This is a genomic window from Denitratimonas organivorans (assembly GCF_037478135.1).
Classification (GTDB): domain Bacteria; phylum Pseudomonadota; class Gammaproteobacteria; order Xanthomonadales; family Xanthomonadaceae; genus Denitratimonas.
The window spans coordinates 83,357-102,660 of sequence record NZ_JBBHDV010000011.1 but is presented as its reverse complement, the minus strand read 5'-3'; the positions used below and the strand labels follow the sequence as shown (position 1 = coordinate 102,660).

13 protein-coding genes are annotated in these 19,304 nt (G+C 67.0%); 4 read left to right on the top strand and 9 right to left on the bottom strand.

Annotation, left to right across the window (positions count from 1 at the left end; genetic code table 11):
- Positions 1-68 precede the first annotated feature (68 nt).
- From leuB to ilvD, 9 genes are all read right to left on the bottom strand, one after another.
- Entirely contained in the window at positions 69-1,139 is a 1,071-nt protein-coding gene (leuB, locus tag WDB66_RS11790) for a 3-isopropylmalate dehydrogenase (RefSeq protein WP_339398790.1), read from the bottom strand.
- A 75-nt stretch (positions 1,140-1,214) separates the two neighbouring features.
- On the bottom strand, positions 1,215-1,784 hold the full coding sequence (locus tag WDB66_RS11785; protein WP_339398789.1) for a hypothetical protein: 570 nt from the start codon (positions 1,782-1,784) through the stop codon (positions 1,215-1,217).
- Between the two features lie 188 nt (positions 1,785-1,972).
- Positions 1,973-2,551: a 3-isopropylmalate dehydratase small subunit gene (gene leuD, locus WDB66_RS11780; RefSeq protein WP_339398787.1), complete on the bottom strand. Its 579-nt coding sequence runs from the start codon at positions 2,549-2,551 to the stop codon at positions 1,973-1,975.
- Positions 2,551-3,966, bottom strand: coding sequence for a 3-isopropylmalate dehydratase large subunit (gene leuC, locus WDB66_RS11775; RefSeq protein ID WP_339398786.1), 1,416 nt, complete (start codon positions 3,964-3,966; stop codon positions 2,551-2,553). The genes leuD and leuC overlap by 1 nt, the downstream gene beginning before the upstream one ends.
- Before the next feature lie 9 nt (positions 3,967-3,975).
- Positions 3,976-5,523 (bottom strand): 2-isopropylmalate synthase, encoded by a 1,548-nt coding sequence (locus tag WDB66_RS11770; protein WP_339398785.1) that lies wholly within the window; start codon positions 5,521-5,523, stop codon positions 3,976-3,978.
- Positions 5,520-5,864 (bottom strand): ACT domain-containing protein, encoded by a 345-nt coding sequence (locus WDB66_RS11765; RefSeq protein WP_339398784.1) that lies wholly within the window; start codon positions 5,862-5,864, stop codon positions 5,520-5,522. Before WDB66_RS11765 ends, WDB66_RS11770 begins: the two co-directional genes overlap by 4 nt.
- The gene (gene ilvG / locus WDB66_RS11760) at positions 5,857-7,572 is read right to left on the bottom strand and encodes an acetolactate synthase 2 catalytic subunit (RefSeq protein WP_339398783.1); all 1,716 of its coding nucleotides are present in this window, start codon (positions 7,570-7,572) and stop codon (positions 5,857-5,859) included. The genes WDB66_RS11765 and ilvG overlap by 8 nt, the downstream gene beginning before the upstream one ends.
- A 73-nt stretch (positions 7,573-7,645) precedes the next feature.
- A complete protein-coding gene (gene ilvC / locus WDB66_RS11755; RefSeq protein ID WP_339398782.1) occupies positions 7,646-8,656 on the bottom strand; it encodes a ketol-acid reductoisomerase in 1,011 nt (336 codons plus the stop codon).
- 99 nt (positions 8,657-8,755) lie between these two features.
- Positions 8,756-10,438, bottom strand: coding sequence for a dihydroxy-acid dehydratase (ilvD, locus tag WDB66_RS11750; protein ID WP_339398781.1), 1,683 nt, complete (start codon positions 10,436-10,438; stop codon positions 8,756-8,758).
- A 481-nt stretch (positions 10,439-10,919) separates the two neighbouring features.
- On the opposite strand from ilvD, the gene WDB66_RS11745 reads away from it, so the two are divergent.
- From WDB66_RS11745 to WDB66_RS11730, 4 genes are all read left to right on the top strand, one after another.
- Entirely contained in the window at positions 10,920-11,594 is a 675-nt protein-coding gene (locus WDB66_RS11745; RefSeq protein ID WP_339398780.1) for a uracil-DNA glycosylase, read from the top strand.
- Positions 11,595-11,834: 240 nt separating this feature from the next.
- On the top strand, positions 11,835-13,037 hold the full coding sequence (locus tag WDB66_RS11740; protein ID WP_339398779.1) for an MdtA/MuxA family multidrug efflux RND transporter periplasmic adaptor subunit: 1,203 nt from the start codon (positions 11,835-11,837) through the stop codon (positions 13,035-13,037).
- On the top strand, positions 13,034-16,153 hold the full coding sequence (locus WDB66_RS11735) for an MdtB/MuxB family multidrug efflux RND transporter permease subunit (RefSeq protein ID WP_339398778.1): 3,120 nt from the start codon (positions 13,034-13,036) through the stop codon (positions 16,151-16,153). The genes WDB66_RS11740 and WDB66_RS11735 overlap by 4 nt, the downstream gene beginning before the upstream one ends.
- On the top strand, positions 16,146-19,268 hold the full coding sequence (locus WDB66_RS11730) for an efflux RND transporter permease subunit (RefSeq protein WP_339398777.1): 3,123 nt from the start codon (positions 16,146-16,148) through the stop codon (positions 19,266-19,268). Before WDB66_RS11735 ends, WDB66_RS11730 begins: the two co-directional genes overlap by 8 nt.
- The last annotated feature ends 36 nt before the right edge of the window (positions 19,269-19,304 follow it).

The following is a 19,304-nucleotide window of genomic DNA, read 5'->3' as shown; positions in this document are numbered from 1 at the left end:
CCTGCGGTGTTTGCCCCCTCACCCCAGCCCTCTCCCCCGCCAGCGGGGGAGAGGGGGGCGAAGCGGATTCAGCCGGCGTCGCGCACTTTTGCGGCGACGTAATCGCCGGCCTGCGAAGTGGAAACGGCGCCTTCGGCGGTAAGGTCGTGGGTCAGCACGCCGGCATCCAGCGCCTGCGAAACGGCGGCCTCGACCACGCGCGCCTCGTCTTCCAGGCCGAGCGAATGACGCAGCGCCAGCGCCACCGACAGCAGCGTGGCATACGGATTGGCGATGCCCTTGCCGGCGATGTCTGGAGCCGAGCCGTGGATCGGTTCGTACAGACCGGCCTTGCCATCGCCGATGGAAGCCGAAGGCAGCAGGCCCATCGAGCCGGCCAGCACCGAGGCTTCGTCGGTGAGGATGTCGCCGAACAGATTTTCGGTGAGGATCACGTCAAAGCTGGCCGGCCGATGCAGCAGGTACATCGTCATCGCGTCCACCAGCACGTGCTCGAATTCGATGTCGGGGAACTCCTCGCCGAGCACGCGCGTGACCACGCTGCGCCACAGGCGTGAGGTTTCCAGCACGTTGGCCTTGTCCACGTGGGTGATCTTGCTGCGACGGCCACGCGCCAGCTGCGCAGCGCGGCGGGTGACGCGTTCCACTTCGGCCACCGAATAGCGGCTGACATCGAACGCGACCTGGCCATCCCGCTCACGGCCCTTCTCGCCGAAGTACGCGCCGCCGGTGAGCTCGCGCACGAACAACAGATCCACACCCTGCAGCAGTTCGGCCTTGATCGGCGCATGTTTGGCGGCCACCGGATGCGGCGCGACCGGGCGCAGATTGGCGTAGACGCCGAGCGTGGCGCGCAGTTTCAAAAGGCCCTGCTCCGGGCGCACCGGTGCATTCGGATCAGACCACTTCGGCCCGCCCACGGCACCGAGCAGCACCGCATCGGCGCGTTCGCACAGCGCGATGGTTTCAGGCGGCAGCGGATCGCCGCTGGCGTCAATCGCGGCACCGCCGATCAGGGCTTCTTTGAGGGTGAAGTCGTGGTTGAAGCGGGTGGCGATGGCGGCAAGCAGCTTGCGCGCTTCGGCGATGACTTCAGTGCCGATGCCGTCGCCGGGGAGGAGGGTGAAGGTGGCTTTCATGGGGATGGTTGTCTGCTGGGAATGATGGTCAGGGCAAACCGATACCGGCCCTGTGGCGGACGGTCGGCATTGCCTTCATGACTCTGAAGGTGAATCAATGAAGTCGCGCGCCGAATCCGGCACACAGGTAAGCAGACGCTCGCGCGCGTCGTGCAGGAAGCCTGCAATCGGGTTGTCGTGTTCGCCGTAGTAATAAAGGGAATGGCGCTGACCGGCCGAACCGCGCACCTGGATCTGGTAGCCGGTGCCATGCAGAACGATGCGATCCGGTTCAGCGGCATGCTGATGGGCGATGCCTACCTCCAGTTGCTCCACCGCCTTCGCAACTTCGCCAATAGCCGGGCAGTCATCCAACCCGAGTGTCAGAGCGCAGACCCGACCCGGGCGCCGCAGTTCGATGGTGGCGGTGCTGTGCTTGACGATGGTGGCGACGAAATTGCCGGGGCTGCGCCCCGCATCCGGCAGGATCGCCAGGCGGAACGCGCTGTACGGAAGTTCGGCATCCAGCTCTCCCCATCCACCCGGCGGCGGCAGGCTTTCGGTGGTTTGGCACGAGGTGTAAGTCGGGTCAGCGGCATGAACTGGAACGATGGCGGCGAATGTGGCCGTCAGGAACGTCGTCAGCAGCAGGTGAAAAGGTTTCATCGGAGTATCCGATCTGTCAGCAGGCGCAACGTGCCCGGCCTGAAGGGTACTCGCTGGCGAGCATTGCGAAAGCACTCGCCGCTACGCTGCTCGCCCCCTCACCCCAATCCTTTCCCCCGCAAGCAGGGGAGAGGGATCTGGTTTTTGGCGAGGGTGGGCGTGGTTGCATGGCGGGTGGGCGAAGGCGCTCAGGCGGCACGCGTTTTTTCGAATGCATCGATGGCGTCTTGCTGCAGCAGCAGGTAGCCGAGCTGGTCCACGCCTTGCAGCAGGCATTGCCGGGCAAAGGCTTCGACCTCGAAACCGATGTTGCTGCCATCGGGCAGTTCGATGTGCAGGGCTTCCAGATCGACGACGATCTTTTGTGCTTCGAAGCCGGCGATGCGCTGCCAGTCTGCCTCATCCACGACCAGCGGAAGCACGCCATTCTTCAGTGCGTTGTTGCGGAAGATGTCGGCGATGCGGGTGGAGATGACGACGCGGATGCCGTAGTCCAGCAAGGCCCACGGCGCATGCTCGCGTGAGGAGCCGCAGCCGAAGTTGCGGCCGGCGGCGAGGATGCCGGCGCCGCGCAGTTGCGGGCGGTGCAGCGGGAAATCCGGGCGATCGTTGCCTTGCGTATCGAAGCGCCAGTCGGCGAAGCAGGCGCGGCCCAGGCCGGCGCGTTCGGTGGTGGTAAGGAAGCGTGCCGGGATGATCTGGTCGGTGTCGATGTTTTCTTCCGGCAGCACCGCGACGATGGATTCAAAGCGAACGAACGGTTCCATCAGGCGGCCTCCCCGACAGTGAAATCACGTGGATCGGCGATGACGCCGGCAATGGCGCAGACGGCGGCGGTCACCGGGCTGGCGAGCACGGTGCGCGCGCCCTTGCCCTGGCGGCCCTCGAAGTTGCGGTTGGAAGTGGAAACGCACAGTTCGCCAGCGGCGACCTGATCGCCGTTCATGCCCAGGCACATCGAGCAGCCCGGCTCACGCCATTGCGCGCCGGCGGCACGGATGATCTCGTGCAGCCCTTCGGCTTCGGCCTGGCGCTTGACCGCATCGGAACCGGGCACCACCAGCATCCGCACATGCGCGGCGATCGTGTTTCCGCGCAGCACATCGGCCACGGCGCGCAGGTCGGAAATGCGGCCATTGGTGCAGGAACCGACGAACACCACATCCACATGCTGACCCAGCAGCGGCGCGCCGCCGGCAAAGCCCATGTAGGACAGGCTGCGCTGCGCAATGTCGTCGCGTGCGGCCGGTACCGGCTGGTCGATGGCGACGACCTGGCCGGGATTCGTGCCCCAGGTGATGGTCGGGGCCACGTCGGCGGCATCGATGATGACTTCGCGGTCGAAGCGCGCGCCCTCGTCGCCGACAAAGGTTTTCCAGCGCTCAACGGCCTTGTCGAACTCCGCGCCCTGCGGTGCGTTCGGGCGGCCGCGCAGATAGGCGAAGGTGGTCTCGTCCGGTGCGACAAGGCCCGCGCGCGCGCCGGCTTCGATGCTCATATTGCACAGGGTCATGCGGCCTTCCATCGACAGCGCGCGGATGGCTTCGCCGCGGTATTCGATGACGTGGCCGGTGCCGCCATCCATGCCCAGCACGCCGATGATGTGCAGGATCAGATCCTTGGCCGTGGCCTCCGGGCGCAGCCTGCCGTTGACGGTGACGGCCAGCGTTTTCGGGCGGCGCTGCAGCAGGCATTGCGTGGCCAGCACATGGCCGACTTCGGTGGTGCCGATGCCGAACGCGAGCGCGCCGAACGCACCATGCGTGGCGGTGTGCGAATCGCCGCAGACAATCGTCATGCCCGGCTGCGTGGCGCCCAGTTCCGGACCCATCACATGCACCACGCCGCGCTGGCCGGAACCGAAGCCGTGCAGGGTGATGCCGAACTCGGCGCAGTTGCGTTCCATCGTCGCCACCTGGTTCGCGGTGGCTTCGCTGTCATACGGCAGCGAGCCGTCCGGATTGGGCGGCAGCGTCGGGGTGGAATGGTCGAGCGTTGCCAACGTGCGTTCGGGACGCCGAACCGTCAGTCCACGGGAACGCAGTTCATCGAACGCTTGCGGCGTGGTGACTTCGTGCACGAGGTGCAGGTCGATGTAGAGGATGGCCGGAGCCGCGTCCGATTCGGCGCGGACACAATGGGCATCCCAGATCTTGTCGATGATAGTGCGTGCAGCGGTCATTGCATTACCTCAGGCCGCCGCGCTCTGCGCCAGAAACTGGCGCCGGCGTTCGAAGCTGTTCACCACTTCCAGGAAGGCCAGCGCGCTGGCTTCCAGCACGTCAGTGGAAACCGCGCGTCCATGGTAGTCGCGGCCTTCGGCGTGCACTTTCACCCGGGCTTCGCCCTGTGCATCTTCGCCGGTCGAGATCGAGCGCACCTGGTAGTCGCTCAGACCGTAGTGGAAGCCGGTGGCGAATTCGATCGCCGAGAACAGCGCGTGCACCGGGCCGTCGCCGAGTGCGTTCTGGCGCACGCTGCGGCCGTCCTCGTGCACCATTTCGATCACCGCTTCCGGGCTGGCGCCCTGCCCGATGCGGCCGCCGAGCTGGATCGAGGTCAGGCGCCAGGGGCCGGTTTCATCGCCGCTGGAACCCAGCGCGATGGCCTCCAGATCACCATCGAAGACTTCCTTCTTGCGGTCGGCCAGGTCCTTGAAGGCAACGAAGGCGCGATTCAGCGCTTCCTCATCCAGTTCGTGGCCCAGCGCCTTGAAGCGGTCGGCCAACGCGGCGCGGCCGCTGTGCTTGCCCAGCACCAGCGAGGAACGCGGCACGCCGACATCCTCGGGCGACATGATTTCGTAGGTGGAGCGGTTGCGCAGCATGCCGTGCTGGTGGATGCCGCTCTCGTGCGCGAAGGCGTTTTCACCGACGATGGCCTTGTTGCGCGCGATCTGGCTGCCGGTCAGCGCCACCAGCTGGCGCGACACCGGATACAGGCGCTGGGTGCGGATGCGGGTCTGCACGCCGTAGAAACCGGGGCGGGTGCGCAGTGCCATGACGATTTCCTCCATCGCGGCGTTGCCGGCACGCTCGCCGATGCCGTTGATGGTGCACTCCACCTGACGCGCGCCGTTCTCGATGGCGGCCAGCGAATTGGCCACGGCCAGACCCAGGTCGTCGTGGCAGTGCGAGGACAGAATCACGTTTTCCACGCCACGCGCGTGCTGCTTCACATACGCGAACAGCGCGCCGTATTCGGCCGGCACCGCATAGCCCACGGTATCGGGGATATTGATCGTGGTGGCACCGGCCTGGATCGCGGCTTCGATCGCCTTGACCAGGAATTCCTGGTCCGAGCGCGAGGCATCTTCGGCGGAAAACTCCACGTCTTCGCACAGCGAACGTGCCAGCGAAACATGCTGCGCGATGGATGCGAGCACCTGCTCGCGGCTCATTCGCAGCTTGTGTTCCATGTGCAGGTCGGAGGTCGCAATGAAGGTGTGGATGCGCGGCTTTTCCGCGTTTTCCACGGCGGCGGCAGCGCGCTCGATATCGTGCTGCTGGCAGCGCGCCAGTGCGGCCACGGTGCTGCCCTTGACCACGCCGGCAATCGCCTTGACCGCCGCGAAATCATCCGGGCTGGCGGCGGCGAAGCCGGCTTCGATCACGTCCACGCCCAGATCGGCCAGTTGCTGCGCCAGGATCAGTTTCTGCGGGGTGGTCATCGAACAGCCGGGCGACTGTTCGCCATCGCGCAAGGTGGTATCGAAAATGCGTACGAAATCTTCGCTCATGCCGGTTGGCCTCCTGCCGGGAAAGTCAGCGTCTGGGAATCGCGCGTGCCGGCGGCATCGACGCGGGTAAAAACGGGAGCTGCGGCGCGGCGCAGATGCGCGACCGGCTGCGGCTGGATGAAGTCCATGCGCGCCTGGCGCACGTCGTGCAGGCGCTGCACCTGACGCAGCAGCACATCGCCCGGGCGGTCATCGGCGGCCAGGGTCAGGCGCACGTCCAGACCGGCCGGCGTGGGCCGGCTCTGGATCGCTCCGAGCGGGAATCCGCGCCGTTCGATCAGACCGAGAAGCCGCAGCAGCGCGCCTTCGACCGGGGCCAGCGTAAGCGTCAATTCAAGCATCGGAAGTCTCCTTGGAACGGTCGGAATCAGCCGGATCCAGCATGTGCTGATTGGCGGTATTGGGCGGCACCAGGGGCCAGACATTGGCCTGCGGATCGATCCTCACGTGCAGCAGGAAAGGACCGTCGGCGGCCAGCAGCGCGGCCAGCGCGTCTTCGACCTGGTCGCGCCGCTCGATGCTGGCGGCGGCGATGCCGAAGGCGCGCGCGACTTCGGTGAAATCGGGGTTGTCGGACAGGTCGGTTTCCGAATAGCGCTCGTCGAAGAACAGTTCCTGCCATTGCCGCACCATGCCCAGGCGGCTGTTGTCCAGCAGCACGGTCTTGACCGCGATGCCGTAGCGCCGCAGCGTCGCCAACTCCTGCACGTTCATCAGGATCGAGCCGTCGCCGCTGACGCAGATCACCGGGGTGTCCGGGCTGCCGAGCTTGACCCCCATCGCCGCCGGCAGGCCGAAACCCATCGTGCCCAGGCCGCCGGAGGTCAGGTGCTGGTTGATGCTGCGGTGCAGCCAGTGCTGCGCGACCCACATCTGATGCTGGCCGACATCGCAGGCCACGACTGTTTCCGGCGGTGCGATTTCGCTCAGCCGGCGCAGCAGAGCCGGGGCATAGATGTCCTCGCCCGGCGCGTCGTAGCGCGGCTGCGATTGTTCGCGCCACTGCGCGCACTGCGCCACCCATTCGGAAATCTGCGGGCGGCAGTCCAGCAGCGGTAGCAACTGGCGCAGATCGCCGACCAGATGCACATTGGCATAGCGCAACTTGGAGACTTCGGCCGGGTCCACATCCAGATGGATGACGCGCGCGCCGGGCGCGAATTCGGCCAGCTTGCCGGTGGCACGGTCGTCGAAACGCGCGCCGATGCAGATCAGCAGATCGCAGCCCTGCACCGCCAGATTCGCGGCGCGGGTGCCGTGCATGCCGAGCATGCCGAGAAACTGTTTGTCTTCGCTTGGCAGCCCACCCAAGCCTTTCAAGGTGCTGACCACCGGGATGCCGGTGGACTTGGCCAGCGCGCGCAACTGCGGCTGCGCATCGGCCAGACCAACGCCGTAGCCGGTGTAGAACAGCGGCCGCTGCGCACCCTGGATCAGACTGCGGGCACGTTGCACCGCGTTGTGGTCGACCGGCTCCGCTGCCGGTGCCGGTGGCGGGCTGAACGGCGTGGCGGGCACCTGCGCGGTTGCCACGTCTTTCGGAAAATCGATCAGCACCGGGCCGGGCCGGCCTTCGCGCGCGATGCGGAAGGCTTCGTGCACGGTGGCCTCGATCCGGGCCGGATCGCGGATCACGAAACTGTGTTTCACGATCGGCAGTGTGATGCCCAGGATGTCCACCTCCTGGAAGGCGTCGGTGCCCATCAGCGCGGTCGGCACCTGGCCGGTGATTGCCACCATCGGCACCGAATCCAGCCAGGCGTCGGCGATGCCGGTGACCAGATTGGTCGCGCCCGGGCCGCTGGTGGCCATGCAGACGCCGACCTTGCCGCTGTGCCGCGCGTAGCCGTTGGCGGCCAGCGCGGCGCCCTGTTCGTGCCGCACCAGGATGTGGCGGATCGGCGCATCCACCAGCGCATCGTAGACCGGCATGATGGCGCCGCCCGGATAGCCGAATACCGTGTCCACGCCCTGCGCCACGAGCGCGCGCAGCAAGGCGTCGGCGCCACGGATCGGGGTATCGGGAACGGTATGGGCCTGGGCGGTCATGGGTATCGGTTTCCTTTGCTTGCAGCCCGGTGCCGGAGAGGCGGCACCGGGGTTTTCCGCAGTGTGGGCGGGATCAGGCGGCCTTCTTCTTCGCCGAATCCTGCAGCCAGCTCATGTTGGCGCGCAGGCGCGCACCGACCGATTCGATCTGGTGGTCCAGATCGCGCTGCTTCAGTTCCTGGTAGCGGCCGCGACCGGCCTTGTGCTCGGCAATCCACTCGCGCGCGAACTGGCCGTCCTGGATCTCACGCAGCACCGCGCGCATCTGCTGGCGGGTGTGCTCGTCGACCACGCGCGGGCCACGGGTCAGGTCGCCGTACTGCGCGGTTTCGGAGATGAACTGGTGCATCCGGGTGATGCCGCCTTCGTACAGCAGGTCGACGATCAGCTTCAGCTCGTGCAGGCATTCGTAATAGGCGATCTCGGGCTGGTAGCCGGCTTCGACCAGGGTTTCAAAACCCATGACGACCAGTTCGGTGGCGCCGCCGCACAGCACCGCCTGCTCGCCGAACAGGTCGGTTTCGGTTTCCTCGGCGAAGGTGGTTTCGATCACGCCGCCACGGGTGCCGCCGATGCCGTCGGCATAGGCCAGCGCCAGTTCCCTGGCCTTGCCGGTGGCGTCCTGGTGGATCGCGAACAGCGAGGGCACGCCGCGGCCTTCTTCGTACTGGCTGCGCACCAGCGCGCCCGGACCCTTGGGCGCGACCAGGAACACGTCCAGATCGGTGCGCGGGGTGATTTCACCGAAATGCACGTTGAAACCGTGCGCGAACAGCAGCGCGACGCCGGGACGGGCCAGCGGCGCGACGACCTTTTCATACAGCTCGGCCTGCACCATGTCCGGCGTCAGCAGCGCGATCAGGTCGGCCTTGGGGATCGCGTTTTCCGGCGTGTCCACGGCCAGGCCATCGGCCTGGGCCTGCTTGAAGCTGGCGCCATCCGGGCGCGCCGCGACCAGCACCTTGAAACCGGATTCGTGCAGGTTGCGGGCATGGGCACGGCCCTGGCTGCCGTAGCCGTAGATCACGGTCAGCTTGTCGCGCAGGGCGGCGGGATTGGCGTCGGCGGCGGTGTAGGTTTTCATGGGGCAACTCCGTTGGGGAATGGGGAATGGAAGTGCGGATTGGTTGAGGGGTATCGGGTTGAATCGGGTGGGGCGGATGTGGGAGTGCGTCGCGGGCTTTTACGATTCCCGATTCCCCACTCCCGATTCCCGCCTCGGCGGGAACGCAGTGACCGCGCCTTCCGAGGCTGGTGAAACGAGCGCTGCGTACTTGGCCAGCGCGCCCGAGGTTTCGCGCTGCGTCGGCTTCCATTCGAGTGGGCGCGAGGCCAGATCGGCGTCGGTGGAAATGGTGCGCGCTTCGACATCGATGACGATGCGGTCGCCGTCGCGCAGCTTGCCGATGGGGCCGCCGAGCGCGGCTTCCGGACAGATGTGGCCGACCATGAAACCGTAGGTCGCACCGGAAAAACGGCCGTCGGTGATCAGCGCGATATCGCCGCCCAGGCCCTGCCCGACCAGCGCTGCGGTGACCGCCAGCATCTCGCGCATGCCGGGGCCGCCGACCGGGCCTTCGCCGCGGATCACGACCACGTCACCGGCGCTGATTTCGCGCCGTTGCACGGCGGCGAAACAGGCTTCCTCGCCATCGAACACGCGGGCGCGGCCTTCGAACTTCAGCGCCTCGTGTCCGGCCAGTTTCACCACGCAGCCGTCCGGCGCGATGTTGCCGTAGACGATGCCGTAGCCGCCGCGCTGCTTGACCGGGCTGGCGGCGTCGTAGATGACCTTCTGGCCTTCGCGCTCGCTGGCCTTGGCGAACTCTTCAAACAAGGTATTGCCGCTGACCGTCGGCGCGTCGGCGATCAGGCCGGCCTGCATCAGGCGCTGCCCGACCAGCGCCGAACCGCCGGCCAGGTACATGTCCGGCGCCATGTAGCGCCCGCCCGGCTTCAGATCGGCGATCACCGGAGTGCGGCGGCTGATCTCGTGGAATTCGTCCAGCGCGAAGTGGAAACCGGCCTCGCGCGCAATCGCCAGCAGATGCAGCACGGCATTGGTCGAACCGGCGGTGGCGGTGGCCGCGACGGCGGCATTGCGGACCGAATCCGGGGTCACGAAGCTGCGCGCCGAAATCCCCTGCCGCACCAGTTCCATGACGCGCTCGCCACAGGCGCGGGCGGCGCCGAGCTTGGCCGGATCCGGCGCCGGGATGTCGTTCATGCCGACCGGCGACAGGCCCAGGAAAGTGGTCGCCAGCGCCATCGTGTTGGCGGTGAACTGGCCGCCGCAGGCGCCGGCACCGGGACAGGCCGCGCCTTCGATGGCTTCCAGTTCGGCATCGTCGATATTGCCGGCGGCGTGCGCGCCGACGGCTTCGAACACGTCCTGGATCGTCACCGCACGATCCTTGTGGCAGCCGGGCAGGATGCTGCCGCCGTAGAGCATCAGCCCGGGCAGATCCATCCGCGCCAGCGCCATCGCGGCGGCGGGAATGGTCTTGTCGCAGCCGCACAGCACCACCACGCCGTCCAGGCAGTGGCCGCGCACCGCCAGTTCGATCGAATCGGCGATCACCTCGCGCGAGGCCAGCGATGCCTTCATGCCGGGACTGCCCATCGCGATGCCATCGGTCACGGCAATGGTGTTGAACTCGAACGCGGTGCCGCCGGCGGCACTGATGCCGGCGCGCACTTCCCGCGCCAGCTCGCGCAGATTGAGATTGCACGGCGACACGTCCGACCAGCTGTGCACCACTGCGATCAGCGGCTTTTTGATGTCCTCGGCCGTCAATCCGGTGGCGCGCAGCATGGCGCGGGCGGCGGCGTGATCGGGTCCGGTTTTGATGGCGTCACTGTGCATGGAGGTTCCAGGTGGCGAAGGGGCGGCCTGCGGATCGGGAGGGCGGAAATAAAAAACCCCGCAGCGGTTTCCCGGTGCGGGGTTTCGGTGTCTTGGGGATGTCTGCTTCTGTCAGGCCCAAGCCGCCGTTCCGCACGGGTGTCGGCTAATAAGTACAAGGCCTGGAAGGAGCCCGTGGCCGGGCATTCGCGGCATTGCGGGCGGCAGGTGCTGGTAAGCGGAAATCAACATGGGGCCGATGCTTGACCCGGCTTCAGCGCAATGTCAAGCCCCTTTCCCGAAAAAATGCGGCAGTGCAGCGAAAACCCTGTTGCAGCGCGGAAAACCGAAGCATGGCCGGCGCTTCCACCAGCACCGGAATCAGCCGCCCACACCCGAAAGCGCGAAACAATGAACGCGGGTTCAGCTTCAAACACCTCTTTCGGACGCCGGCAGTACCATGGCCGGCAGGCTTGTTTCGCGCATCTTTGGAGGAACCGGCATGGACCACGCTTTCGCACGCCGCATGCTGACCCGGCTGGCGCCGTGGTTCGCAATGCTGAAGGAATTTTCCGACCGCGCCGATGCGCATGCGCTGTATGACCCGGACACCGAAGCCGGGCGCATCCGCCTTTCCAACCTCAAAATCTTCCTCGGACAACTGCTGCCGTGGCGCCCGGGCGTGCTGCTGATCGGCGAGGCGCCCGGCTATCGCGGCACCTGGCGCACCGGGGTCAACTTCTGTTCGGAAAAGATCATGATGGGCCCGGCCGACCGCTTCGGCCTGTTCGGCGGCGAGGCGGCCGGCTACCGGCTGATCGAACCTGCCGAAAAACTCTGCAGCGAAGCCAGTTCCACCGTGGTGCAGCGCGTGATCCAGGAACTGCCCTGCCCGCCGCTGGTGTGGCCGGCGTTTCCGCTGCACCCGCACAAGCCCGGCGTGGACGAGTCCAACCGCACCCCGACCCCGGCCGAACTGCGCCGCGACGCGCTGCCGCAGCTGGAAAAACTGATTTCCCTGTACCGGCCGCGCCATATCGCGGCGGTGGGCAATATCGGCATGACCTGCCTGAAGGAACTGGGCGTGGACGCGGTCAAGCTGCGCCACCCGGCGCACGGCGGCGGCCCGCAATTCCGCGCCGGGCTGCTGGAACTGATGGCCGACGTGAACCATTGACGCCGCGCGCGGTCCCTGTCCGGACCGCCCCGCCAAACCGATGCTGTCCCGGCGGCCGGCAACATGCCTTTTGGCAGACGCCGGTGCCCCATCCCCGGATTAGAGTGCGCGGTTCGAATGCGGGTCGTCCGGCCCTACTCCCGTCACGCTTCTCGTCCTGCGCAGCCGCCACCACGCCTACAACCCCGTTTTCCGCACCGTGTCCACGCGCGAGGACGCCGTGCGTCCCCAGGAGATTCCATGCCAGCCCCTGCCCCGTCCCCCAACCGCCTGCGCCCCTTCTTCTGGCTGCTGGGCGGCGTCGCCCTTGTCGTGATCGGCATCCTGGCCTGGCAGAAATTCGGACCGGAACCGGAGCAGTCCCAGCAGCAGCGGCGCTGGCGCGACATGCGCTCGATGGCGGTACCGGTGCGGGTGGCGCCGGCCGAACACGGGCGCCTGGATCTGCACCTGAAATCACTCGGCACCGTGACCGCGCTGAACACCGTCACGGTGCGCAGCCGGGTCGATGGCGAACTGGTGGAAGTGGCCTTCGACGAGGGCCAGAAGGTCGAAGCCGGCGATCTGCTGGCACGCATCGACCCGCGCTCCTATGAAGTCCAGCTGGCGCAGGCACGCGGCCAGCAGGCCCAGAACCTGGCGCAGCTGGAAAACGCCCAGACCGAACTGAACCGCTACCGCGAATTGCAGGTCAAGGGCCATGTCTCGGCGCAGCAACTGAGCGCGCAGGAATCGCTGGTGCGCGAATACCAGGCCCGGCGCCAGTCCGATCAGGCCAGCGTTGATGATGCGCGGCTGCAACTGTCCTACACCCGCATCACCGCGCCGATCTCCGGCCGTGTCGGCCTGCGCAATGTGGACGTGGGCAATCTGGTGCGCGCCGGCGACAGCGAAGGGCTGGTCACGATCACCCAGATGGACCCGATCAGCGTGCTGTTCACCGTGCCCGAATCCGAGCTGCCGCGTCTGCTCGATGCGGTGCGCGCCAGCCCGGCGCTGGCGGTCGAGGCCTGGGACCGCAACGAACAACATCTGCTGGCACAAGGCACGCTCGCCAGCCTGGACAACCGCATCGACACCCAGACCGGCACGCTGCGCCTGCGCGCGCATTTCGACAACGACGATGGCCGCCTGTTTCCGAACCAGTTCGTCAATGTGCGCCTGCGCGTCAGCAGCGACGAGGCCACCACGATCCCGAACGCCGCGGTGCAATACGGCAGCAGCGGCAACTTCGCATTCGTCGTGGGTCAGGACGACACCGTCAGCATCCGCCAGTTGCGCCTGGGCGCCAGCGAAGGCGAACGCGTGATCGTGCTGGAAGGACTGGCGCCGGGCGAGCGCGTGGTGCTGGAAGGGCTGGACCGGCTGCGCGAAGGCAGCAGCGTGACCATCGTCGAGGACGGTGAGCCGCTGCCCGCCGAAGACGAAACCCAGACGCCATGAACCTCTCGCGCCCGTTCATCGAGCGCCCGGTAGCGACCACGCTGCTGATGATCGCGCTGCTGCTGTCCGGCGTGCTGGCCTACCGCCTGCTGCCGGTGGCGGCGCTGCCGCAGGTCGACTACCCGATCATCCAGGTCACCACGCTGTATCCGGGTGCCAGCCCGGAAGTGATGACCAGCGCCGTGACCGCGCCGCTGGAACGCCGCCTGGGGCAGATTCCCGGGCTCAAGCAGATGTCCTCGACCAGCTCCGGCGGAGCCTCGGTGGTCACGCTGCAATTCAGTCTGGAAGTGGACATCGGCATCGCCGAGCAGGAAGTGCAGGCCGCGATCAGCGCCGCCGGCAGCTTCCTGCCCAACGATCTGCCGGTGCCGCCGATCTACCGCAAGGTCAACCCGGCCGACACTCCGATCCTGACCCTGGCGGTGACCTCGAACACGCGCCCGCTGCCGGAAATCTACGATCTGGTCGATACCCGGATGGCGCAGCGTCTGGCGCAGATTCCCGGTGTCGGGCTGGTGAGCCTGGCCGGCGGCCAGCGTCCGGCGGTGCGGATCCAGGTCAATCCGGTCGCACTGGCCTCGGCCGGCCTCACCAGCGCCGACATCCGGCGCGCGATTTCCGCCGCCAACGTCAATCTTCCCAAGGGCAGTTTCGACGGCCCGACCCGCGCGGTGATGCTGGACGCCAACGACCAGATGCGCTCGGTCGAGGAATACCAGGAGCTGGTGCTGGCCTGGCGCGACGGCGGCGCGCTGCGCCTGCGTGACGTGGCCACGGTGGAACAGGGCCCGGAAAACCGCTATCTGGCGGCCTGGTCCGGTGACACGCCGGCGGTGCTGGTCAACATCCAGCGCCAGCCCGGCGCCAACGTGATCGCGGTCGTGGACCAGGTGCGCGGCCTGCTGCCGCGCCTGACCAACACGCTGCCGCAGGATGTCGATGTAACGGTGCTGTCGGACCGCACCGAATCGATCCGCGCCTCCATCAGCGGGGTACAGAAGGAACTGGTCATCGCGATCTCGCTGGTGGTGATGGTGACCTTCGTGTTCCTGCGCAACATGGCCGCCACGATCATCCCGTCGATCGCGGTGCCGCTGTCGCTGGTCGGCACCTTCGGGGTCATGTACCTGGCCGGGTTTTCGCTCAACAACCTGACCCTGATGGCGCTGACGATTGCCACCGGCTTCGTCGTCGATGACGCGATCGTGATGCTGGAAAACATCGCGCGCCATCTGGAAGCCGGCGAAAGACCGATGCAGGCCGCGCTCAAGGGCGCCAAACAGATCGGTTTCACGCTGATCTCGCTGACGCTGTCGCTGATCGCTGTGCTGATCCCGCTGCTGTTCATGGCCGATGTCGTGGGCCGCCTGTTCCACGAATTCGCGATCACGCTGGCGGTGGCGATCGCGCTGTCGCTGGTGATCTCGCTGACGCTGACGCCGATGCTGTGCGCGTATTTCCTCAAGCGCCAATCCGGCGACGGCGCGGCGCACGATTCGCACCAGCAGGGCGACATGTTCGACCGCGTCATCGCGTTCTACGATCGCACCCTGACCTGGGTGCTGAACCGCCAGCCGCTGATGCTGCTGGCCACGGTCGCGACGCTGGCGCTGACCGTTGCGCTGTATGTGGCAGTGCCGAAGGGCTTTTTCCCGGTGCAGGATGCCGGCCTGATACAGGGCATCAGCGAGGCGCCGCAATCGGTCTCGTTCCAGGCCATGGCGCAGCGCCAGCAGGCGCTGGCCGATGTGGTGCTGGAAGACCCGGACGTGGCCAGCCTGTCGTCCTTCATCGGCGTGGACGGCACCAATTCCACCCTCAACACCGGCCGCATGCTGATCGAACTCAAGCCGCACGCCGAACGCGATGCCGGCGCCGAAGAAGTGATCGAACGCCTGCGCCAGCGCGTGGCCAGCGTGCCGGGCATCGCGCTGTACCTGCAACCGGTGCAGGAACTGTCGATCGAGGACCGCATCAGCCGCACCCAGTACCAGTTCAGCCTGTCCAGCCCGGACATGGATGCGCTGGCGCTGTGGACGCCACGGCTCGTCTCGCATCTGCAACAGCAGCCGCAACTGCTGGATGTGGCCAGCGATCTGGCCGAACAGGGCAGCCAGGCCTGGCTGGAGATCGACCGCACCGCCGCCGCGCGCCTGGGCATCAGCGCCGCCGACATCGCCGAGGCGCTGTACGACGCTTTCGGCCAGCGCCAGATTTCCACCATCTTCACCCAGGCCAACCAGTACCGCGTGGTGCTCGAAGCGATGCCGCAGTTCCAGCTCGGGCCCGAAGCGTTGGGCCGCATCCGGGTCAACTCGGCCAGTGGAGAACCGGTGCCGCTGGCCGGCATCGCGCGCGTGCAGGAACGCCCGAGCACACTGCTGCGCAACCATATCGGCCAGTTCCCGGCCACGACGATCTCGTTCAATCTGGCACCCGGTGTGTCGCTCGGCGAAGCGGTCGCCGCGATCGAGGCCGCTGAAGCCGAGATCGGCCTGCCGGCCAGCATCGAATCGCGCTTCCAGGGCGCGGCCGAAGCCTTCCGTGGTTCGCTCTCCTCCACCCTGTGGCTGATCCTGGCGGCGGTGCTGGTGATGTACATCGTGCTGGGCGTGCTGTACGAAAGCTTCATCCACCCGGTGACGATCCTGTCCACCCTGCCCTCGGCCACGGTCGGCGCGCTGGCCGCGCTGCTGCTGACCGGCACCAGCCTGGACCTGATCGCGATCATCGGCGTGATCCTGCTGATCGGCCTGGTCAAGAAGAACGCGATCATGATGATCGACTTCGCACTCGACGCCGAACGCCACGACGGCATGGCGCCGCGCGAAGCCATTCACCAAGCCGCACTGCTGCGCTTCCGCCCGATCCTGATGACCACGCTGGCGGCATTGTTCGGCGCGGTACCGCTGATGCTGGCCACCGGCTCCGGCGCCGAACTGCGCCAGCCGCTGGGGCTGGTGATGGTCGGCGGCCTGATCGTCAGCCAGGTGCTGACGCTCTACACCACGCCGGTGATCTACCTGTTCTTCGACCGACTCGCGCACCGTGGCAAGCGCGATGCCGGCGGCAATCCGGATATGGCCGCAGCGACGGCGGACGGTCATGCGTGAGGACGGCTCGGCACCGGCCACGGTGAACCTGTCGCGCATCTTCATCCAGCGCCCGATCGCCACCGCGCTGCTGGCGATCGCGCTGGTGCTGGCCGGTGCGCTGGCCTACCGCATGCTGCCGGTGGCACCACTACCGCAGGTGGATTATCCGGCGATCCAGGTCACCGCCAGCCTGCCCGGCGCCAGTCCCGAGTCGATGGCGGCGAACGTGGCCACGCCGCTGGAGCGTGCGCTCGGCGCGATTCCGGGCATCACCGAGATCCGCTCCAACAGCTCGCAGGACATGGCGCGCATCGATCTGAGCTTCGATCTGGGGCGCGATATCAACGATGCCGCGCGCGATGTGCAGGCCGCGATCAACCAGGCCGCACCGCAGCTGCCCAGCGGCATGCCGGGCCTGCCGCAGGCGCGCAAGATCAATCCCTCGCAGGCGCCGATCCTGGCGCTGGCGCTCAGTTCCGAACGCCTGACGCCGGGCGCGCTGTACGACCTGGGCTCGACCATCCTGGCGCAGAAGCTGACCCAGATTCCCGGCGTCGGTCAGGTCGATGTCGGCGGCGGTTCGCTGCCTGCGGTGCGGGTGTCGCTCGATCCCAACGCGCTGAACCAGTACGGCATCGCGCTGGATGAAGTCGCCGCCGCGATCCGCAGCACCAATGCACTGCGACCGCTGGGCGCGGTGCAGGACGGCCGCCGCAGCTGGCAGGTGGAGGCCAATCTGCAACTGCGCGATGCAGCCGATTACTCCGAACTGCTGGTCGCCTGGCGCGACGGCCGACCGGTGCGGCTGGGCGATGTGGCACAGGTTTCCGAAGGCGTCGAAAACCGCTACGCCGCCGGCTTCCACAACGACCGCGACGCGGTGCTGCTGGTGGTCAACCGCCAGCCCGATGCCAACGTGGTCGACACCATCGACCTGATCCACGCGCAGATTCCGGCGCTGCGTGCACTGCTGCCCGAAGGCGTGGATCTGAGCGTGGCGATGGACCGTTCGCCGGTGATCCGCGCCACGCTGTCCGAAGCGCAGATCACCTTGCTGCTGGCGGTCACGCTGGTGGTGCTGGTGGTGCTGGCCTTCCTTGGCAACCTGCGCGCCGCGATGCTGCCGACATTGGCGATTCCGGTGGTGCTGGCCGGCACCCTGGCAGTGATCTGGCTGTGCGGATTTTCGCTCAACACGCTGTCGCTGATGGCGCTGATCGTGGCGGCGGTGCTGGTGGTGGACGATGCCATCGTGGTGCTGGAAAACATCTCGCGCCATATCGAAGCCGGCATGGCGCCGCTACCCGCCGCCTTGCGCGGCGCGCGCGAGGTCGGCGCCACGCTGCTGTCGATGAACCTGGCGCTGGCAGTGGTGTTCGTGTCGATCCTGTTCCTGGACGATTTTGTCGAACGCCTGTTCCGCGAGTTCTCGGTGACGCTGGTGGCGGCGATGTTCGTATCGCTGGCGGTGTCGCTGAGCCTGACCCCGAGCCTGTGCGCACGCCTGCTGCGACGCGGCGAGGATCTGCCACCACCGAACCGCGTGCAGCAGGCCGGCCGGCGCTTCTTCGCCCGGCTGCGGGCCGGTTATGCGCGCAGCCTGGCGGCCTCGTTGCAGCATCGCGCGCTGCTGCTGACGCTGTTCGCACTGGTGATCGGCTTCAACATCTGGCTGTTCATGATCGTGCCCAAGGGCGTGGTGCCGCAGCAGGACACCGGCCAGTTGCGCGGTTTTGCGCGCGGCGACGACGGCCTCTCGTTCCAGGTGATGCAGCCCAAACTGGATGTCTACCGCCAGGTGCTGATGGACGATCCGGCGATCGAAGACATCATCGGCTACATCGGCGGCAGCTCAGGCATCAACAACGCCTTCATCATGATCAAGGTCAAGCCGCTGGCCGAACGCGGCATTTCCAGCCAGCAGGTGATCGACCGGATCCGCGCGCAGACCCCGGAAATCCCCGGCGGCCGGCTGTGGCTGTGGGTCGACCAGGACCTGCGCATCGGCGGCGGGGGTGGCGGAGGCGACGGCAACTATTCGTTCGAGCTGATGTCCGGCGAACTGGACCTGCTGCGCAGCTGGACCACGCGCGTGGCCGATGCACTGACGCTGCTGCCGGAACTGGTCGATGTGCAGGCCTCCGGCGACGAAGGCGCACGCCAGGTGGCGCTGGACATCGACCGCAACGCCGCCGCACGGCTGGGCGTGGACATGCGCACCATCGCCTCGGTGCTGAGCAACTCCTTCAGCCAGCGCCAGATCGCCACGCTCTACGGCAGCCTCAACCAGTACCGCGTGGTGATGGAACTGGACCCGCGCCACACCCAGCATCCGGACACGCTGGACCAGGTCTACGCCATTGCCGGCGACGGTCAGCGCGTGCCGCTTTCAGCATTCGCCAGCTACGACTACGGCATCGCGCCGGACCGGGTCCAGCATCGCGGCCAGTTCGCCTCCACCCGGGTGCAGTTCGCGCTGGCGCCGGGCGTCACGCTAGACGAAGCGGTCAACGCCATCGATGCCGCGATGGCGCAGATCATGCTGCCCAGCGAAGTCATCGGCCAGCTCTCGGGCGAGGCCGGCAGCCTGAAGGAAATGCGCCAGCGTCAGCTGTGGCTGATCCTGGGCGTGGTGCTGGCGGTCTACATCGTGCTGGGCATTCTCTACGAAAGCCCGATCCAGCCGCTGACCATCCTTTCGATCCTGCCCTCGGCCGGCATCGGCGCACTGCTGGCGCTGCTGCTGAGCAACAAACCGCTGGACCTGATCTCGCTGCTGGGCCTGTTCCTGCTGGTGGGCGTGGTGATGAAGAACACCATCCTGATGGTGGACTTCGCGCTCGCCGCACAACGCGAACGCGGCCTGTCCGCGCACGCCGCGATCCAGGAAGCCGCGCTGCTGCGCTTCCGCCCGATCCTGATGACCAGCCTGGCCGCCCTGTTCGGCACCCTGCCACTGATGCTGGCCACCGGCGAAGGCTGGGAAATGCGCCAACCGCTGGGCATCGCCATCGTCGGCGGCCTGCTGGTCAGCCAGGTGCTGACGCTCTACACCACCCCGTCGATCTTCCTGGCGCTGTCGCGGCTGGAGAAGAAACGCGCGCCGGCAGCGGCGATACCGGAAACCGGATAAGAAAACTCCCCTCTCCCGCCTGCGGGAGAGGGGCTG

Excerpts from the sequence above, each read along its gene's own strand:
- WDB66_RS11740 (WP_339398779.1), top strand. The coding sequence starts at position 11,835 with ATGCCAGCCCCTGCCCCGTCCCCCAACCGCCTGCGCCCCTTCTTCTGG.
- WDB66_RS11785 (WP_339398789.1), bottom strand. The coding sequence starts at position 1,784 with ATGAAACCTTTTCACCTGCTGCTGACGACGTTCCTGACGGCCACATTC.
- WDB66_RS11765 (WP_339398784.1), bottom strand. The coding sequence starts at position 5,864 with ATGCTTGAATTGACGCTTACGCTGGCCCCGGTCGAAGGCGCGCTGCTG.
- leuD (WP_339398787.1), bottom strand. The coding sequence starts at position 2,551 with ATGGAACCGTTCGTTCGCTTTGAATCCATCGTCGCGGTGCTGCCGGAA.
- WDB66_RS11730 (WP_339398777.1), top strand. The coding sequence starts at position 16,146 with ATGCGTGAGGACGGCTCGGCACCGGCCACGGTGAACCTGTCGCGCATC.
- leuB (WP_339398790.1), bottom strand. The coding sequence starts at position 1,139 with ATGAAAGCCACCTTCACCCTCCTCCCCGGCGACGGCATCGGCACTGAA.
- WDB66_RS11745 (WP_339398780.1), top strand. The coding sequence starts at position 10,920 with ATGGACCACGCTTTCGCACGCCGCATGCTGACCCGGCTGGCGCCGTGG.
- ilvC (WP_339398782.1), bottom strand. The coding sequence starts at position 8,656 with ATGAAAACCTACACCGCCGCCGACGCCAATCCCGCCGCCCTGCGCGAC.
- leuC (WP_339398786.1), bottom strand. The coding sequence starts at position 3,966 with ATGACCGCTGCACGCACTATCATCGACAAGATCTGGGATGCCCATTGT.
- ilvD (WP_339398781.1), bottom strand. The coding sequence starts at position 10,438 with ATGCACAGTGACGCCATCAAAACCGGACCCGATCACGCCGCCGCCCGC.
- ilvG (WP_339398783.1), bottom strand. The coding sequence starts at position 7,572 with ATGACCGCCCAGGCCCATACCGTTCCCGATACCCCGATCCGTGGCGCC.
- WDB66_RS11770 (WP_339398785.1), bottom strand. The coding sequence starts at position 5,523 with ATGAGCGAAGATTTCGTACGCATTTTCGATACCACCTTGCGCGATGGC.
- WDB66_RS11735 (WP_339398778.1), top strand. The coding sequence starts at position 13,034 with ATGAACCTCTCGCGCCCGTTCATCGAGCGCCCGGTAGCGACCACGCTG.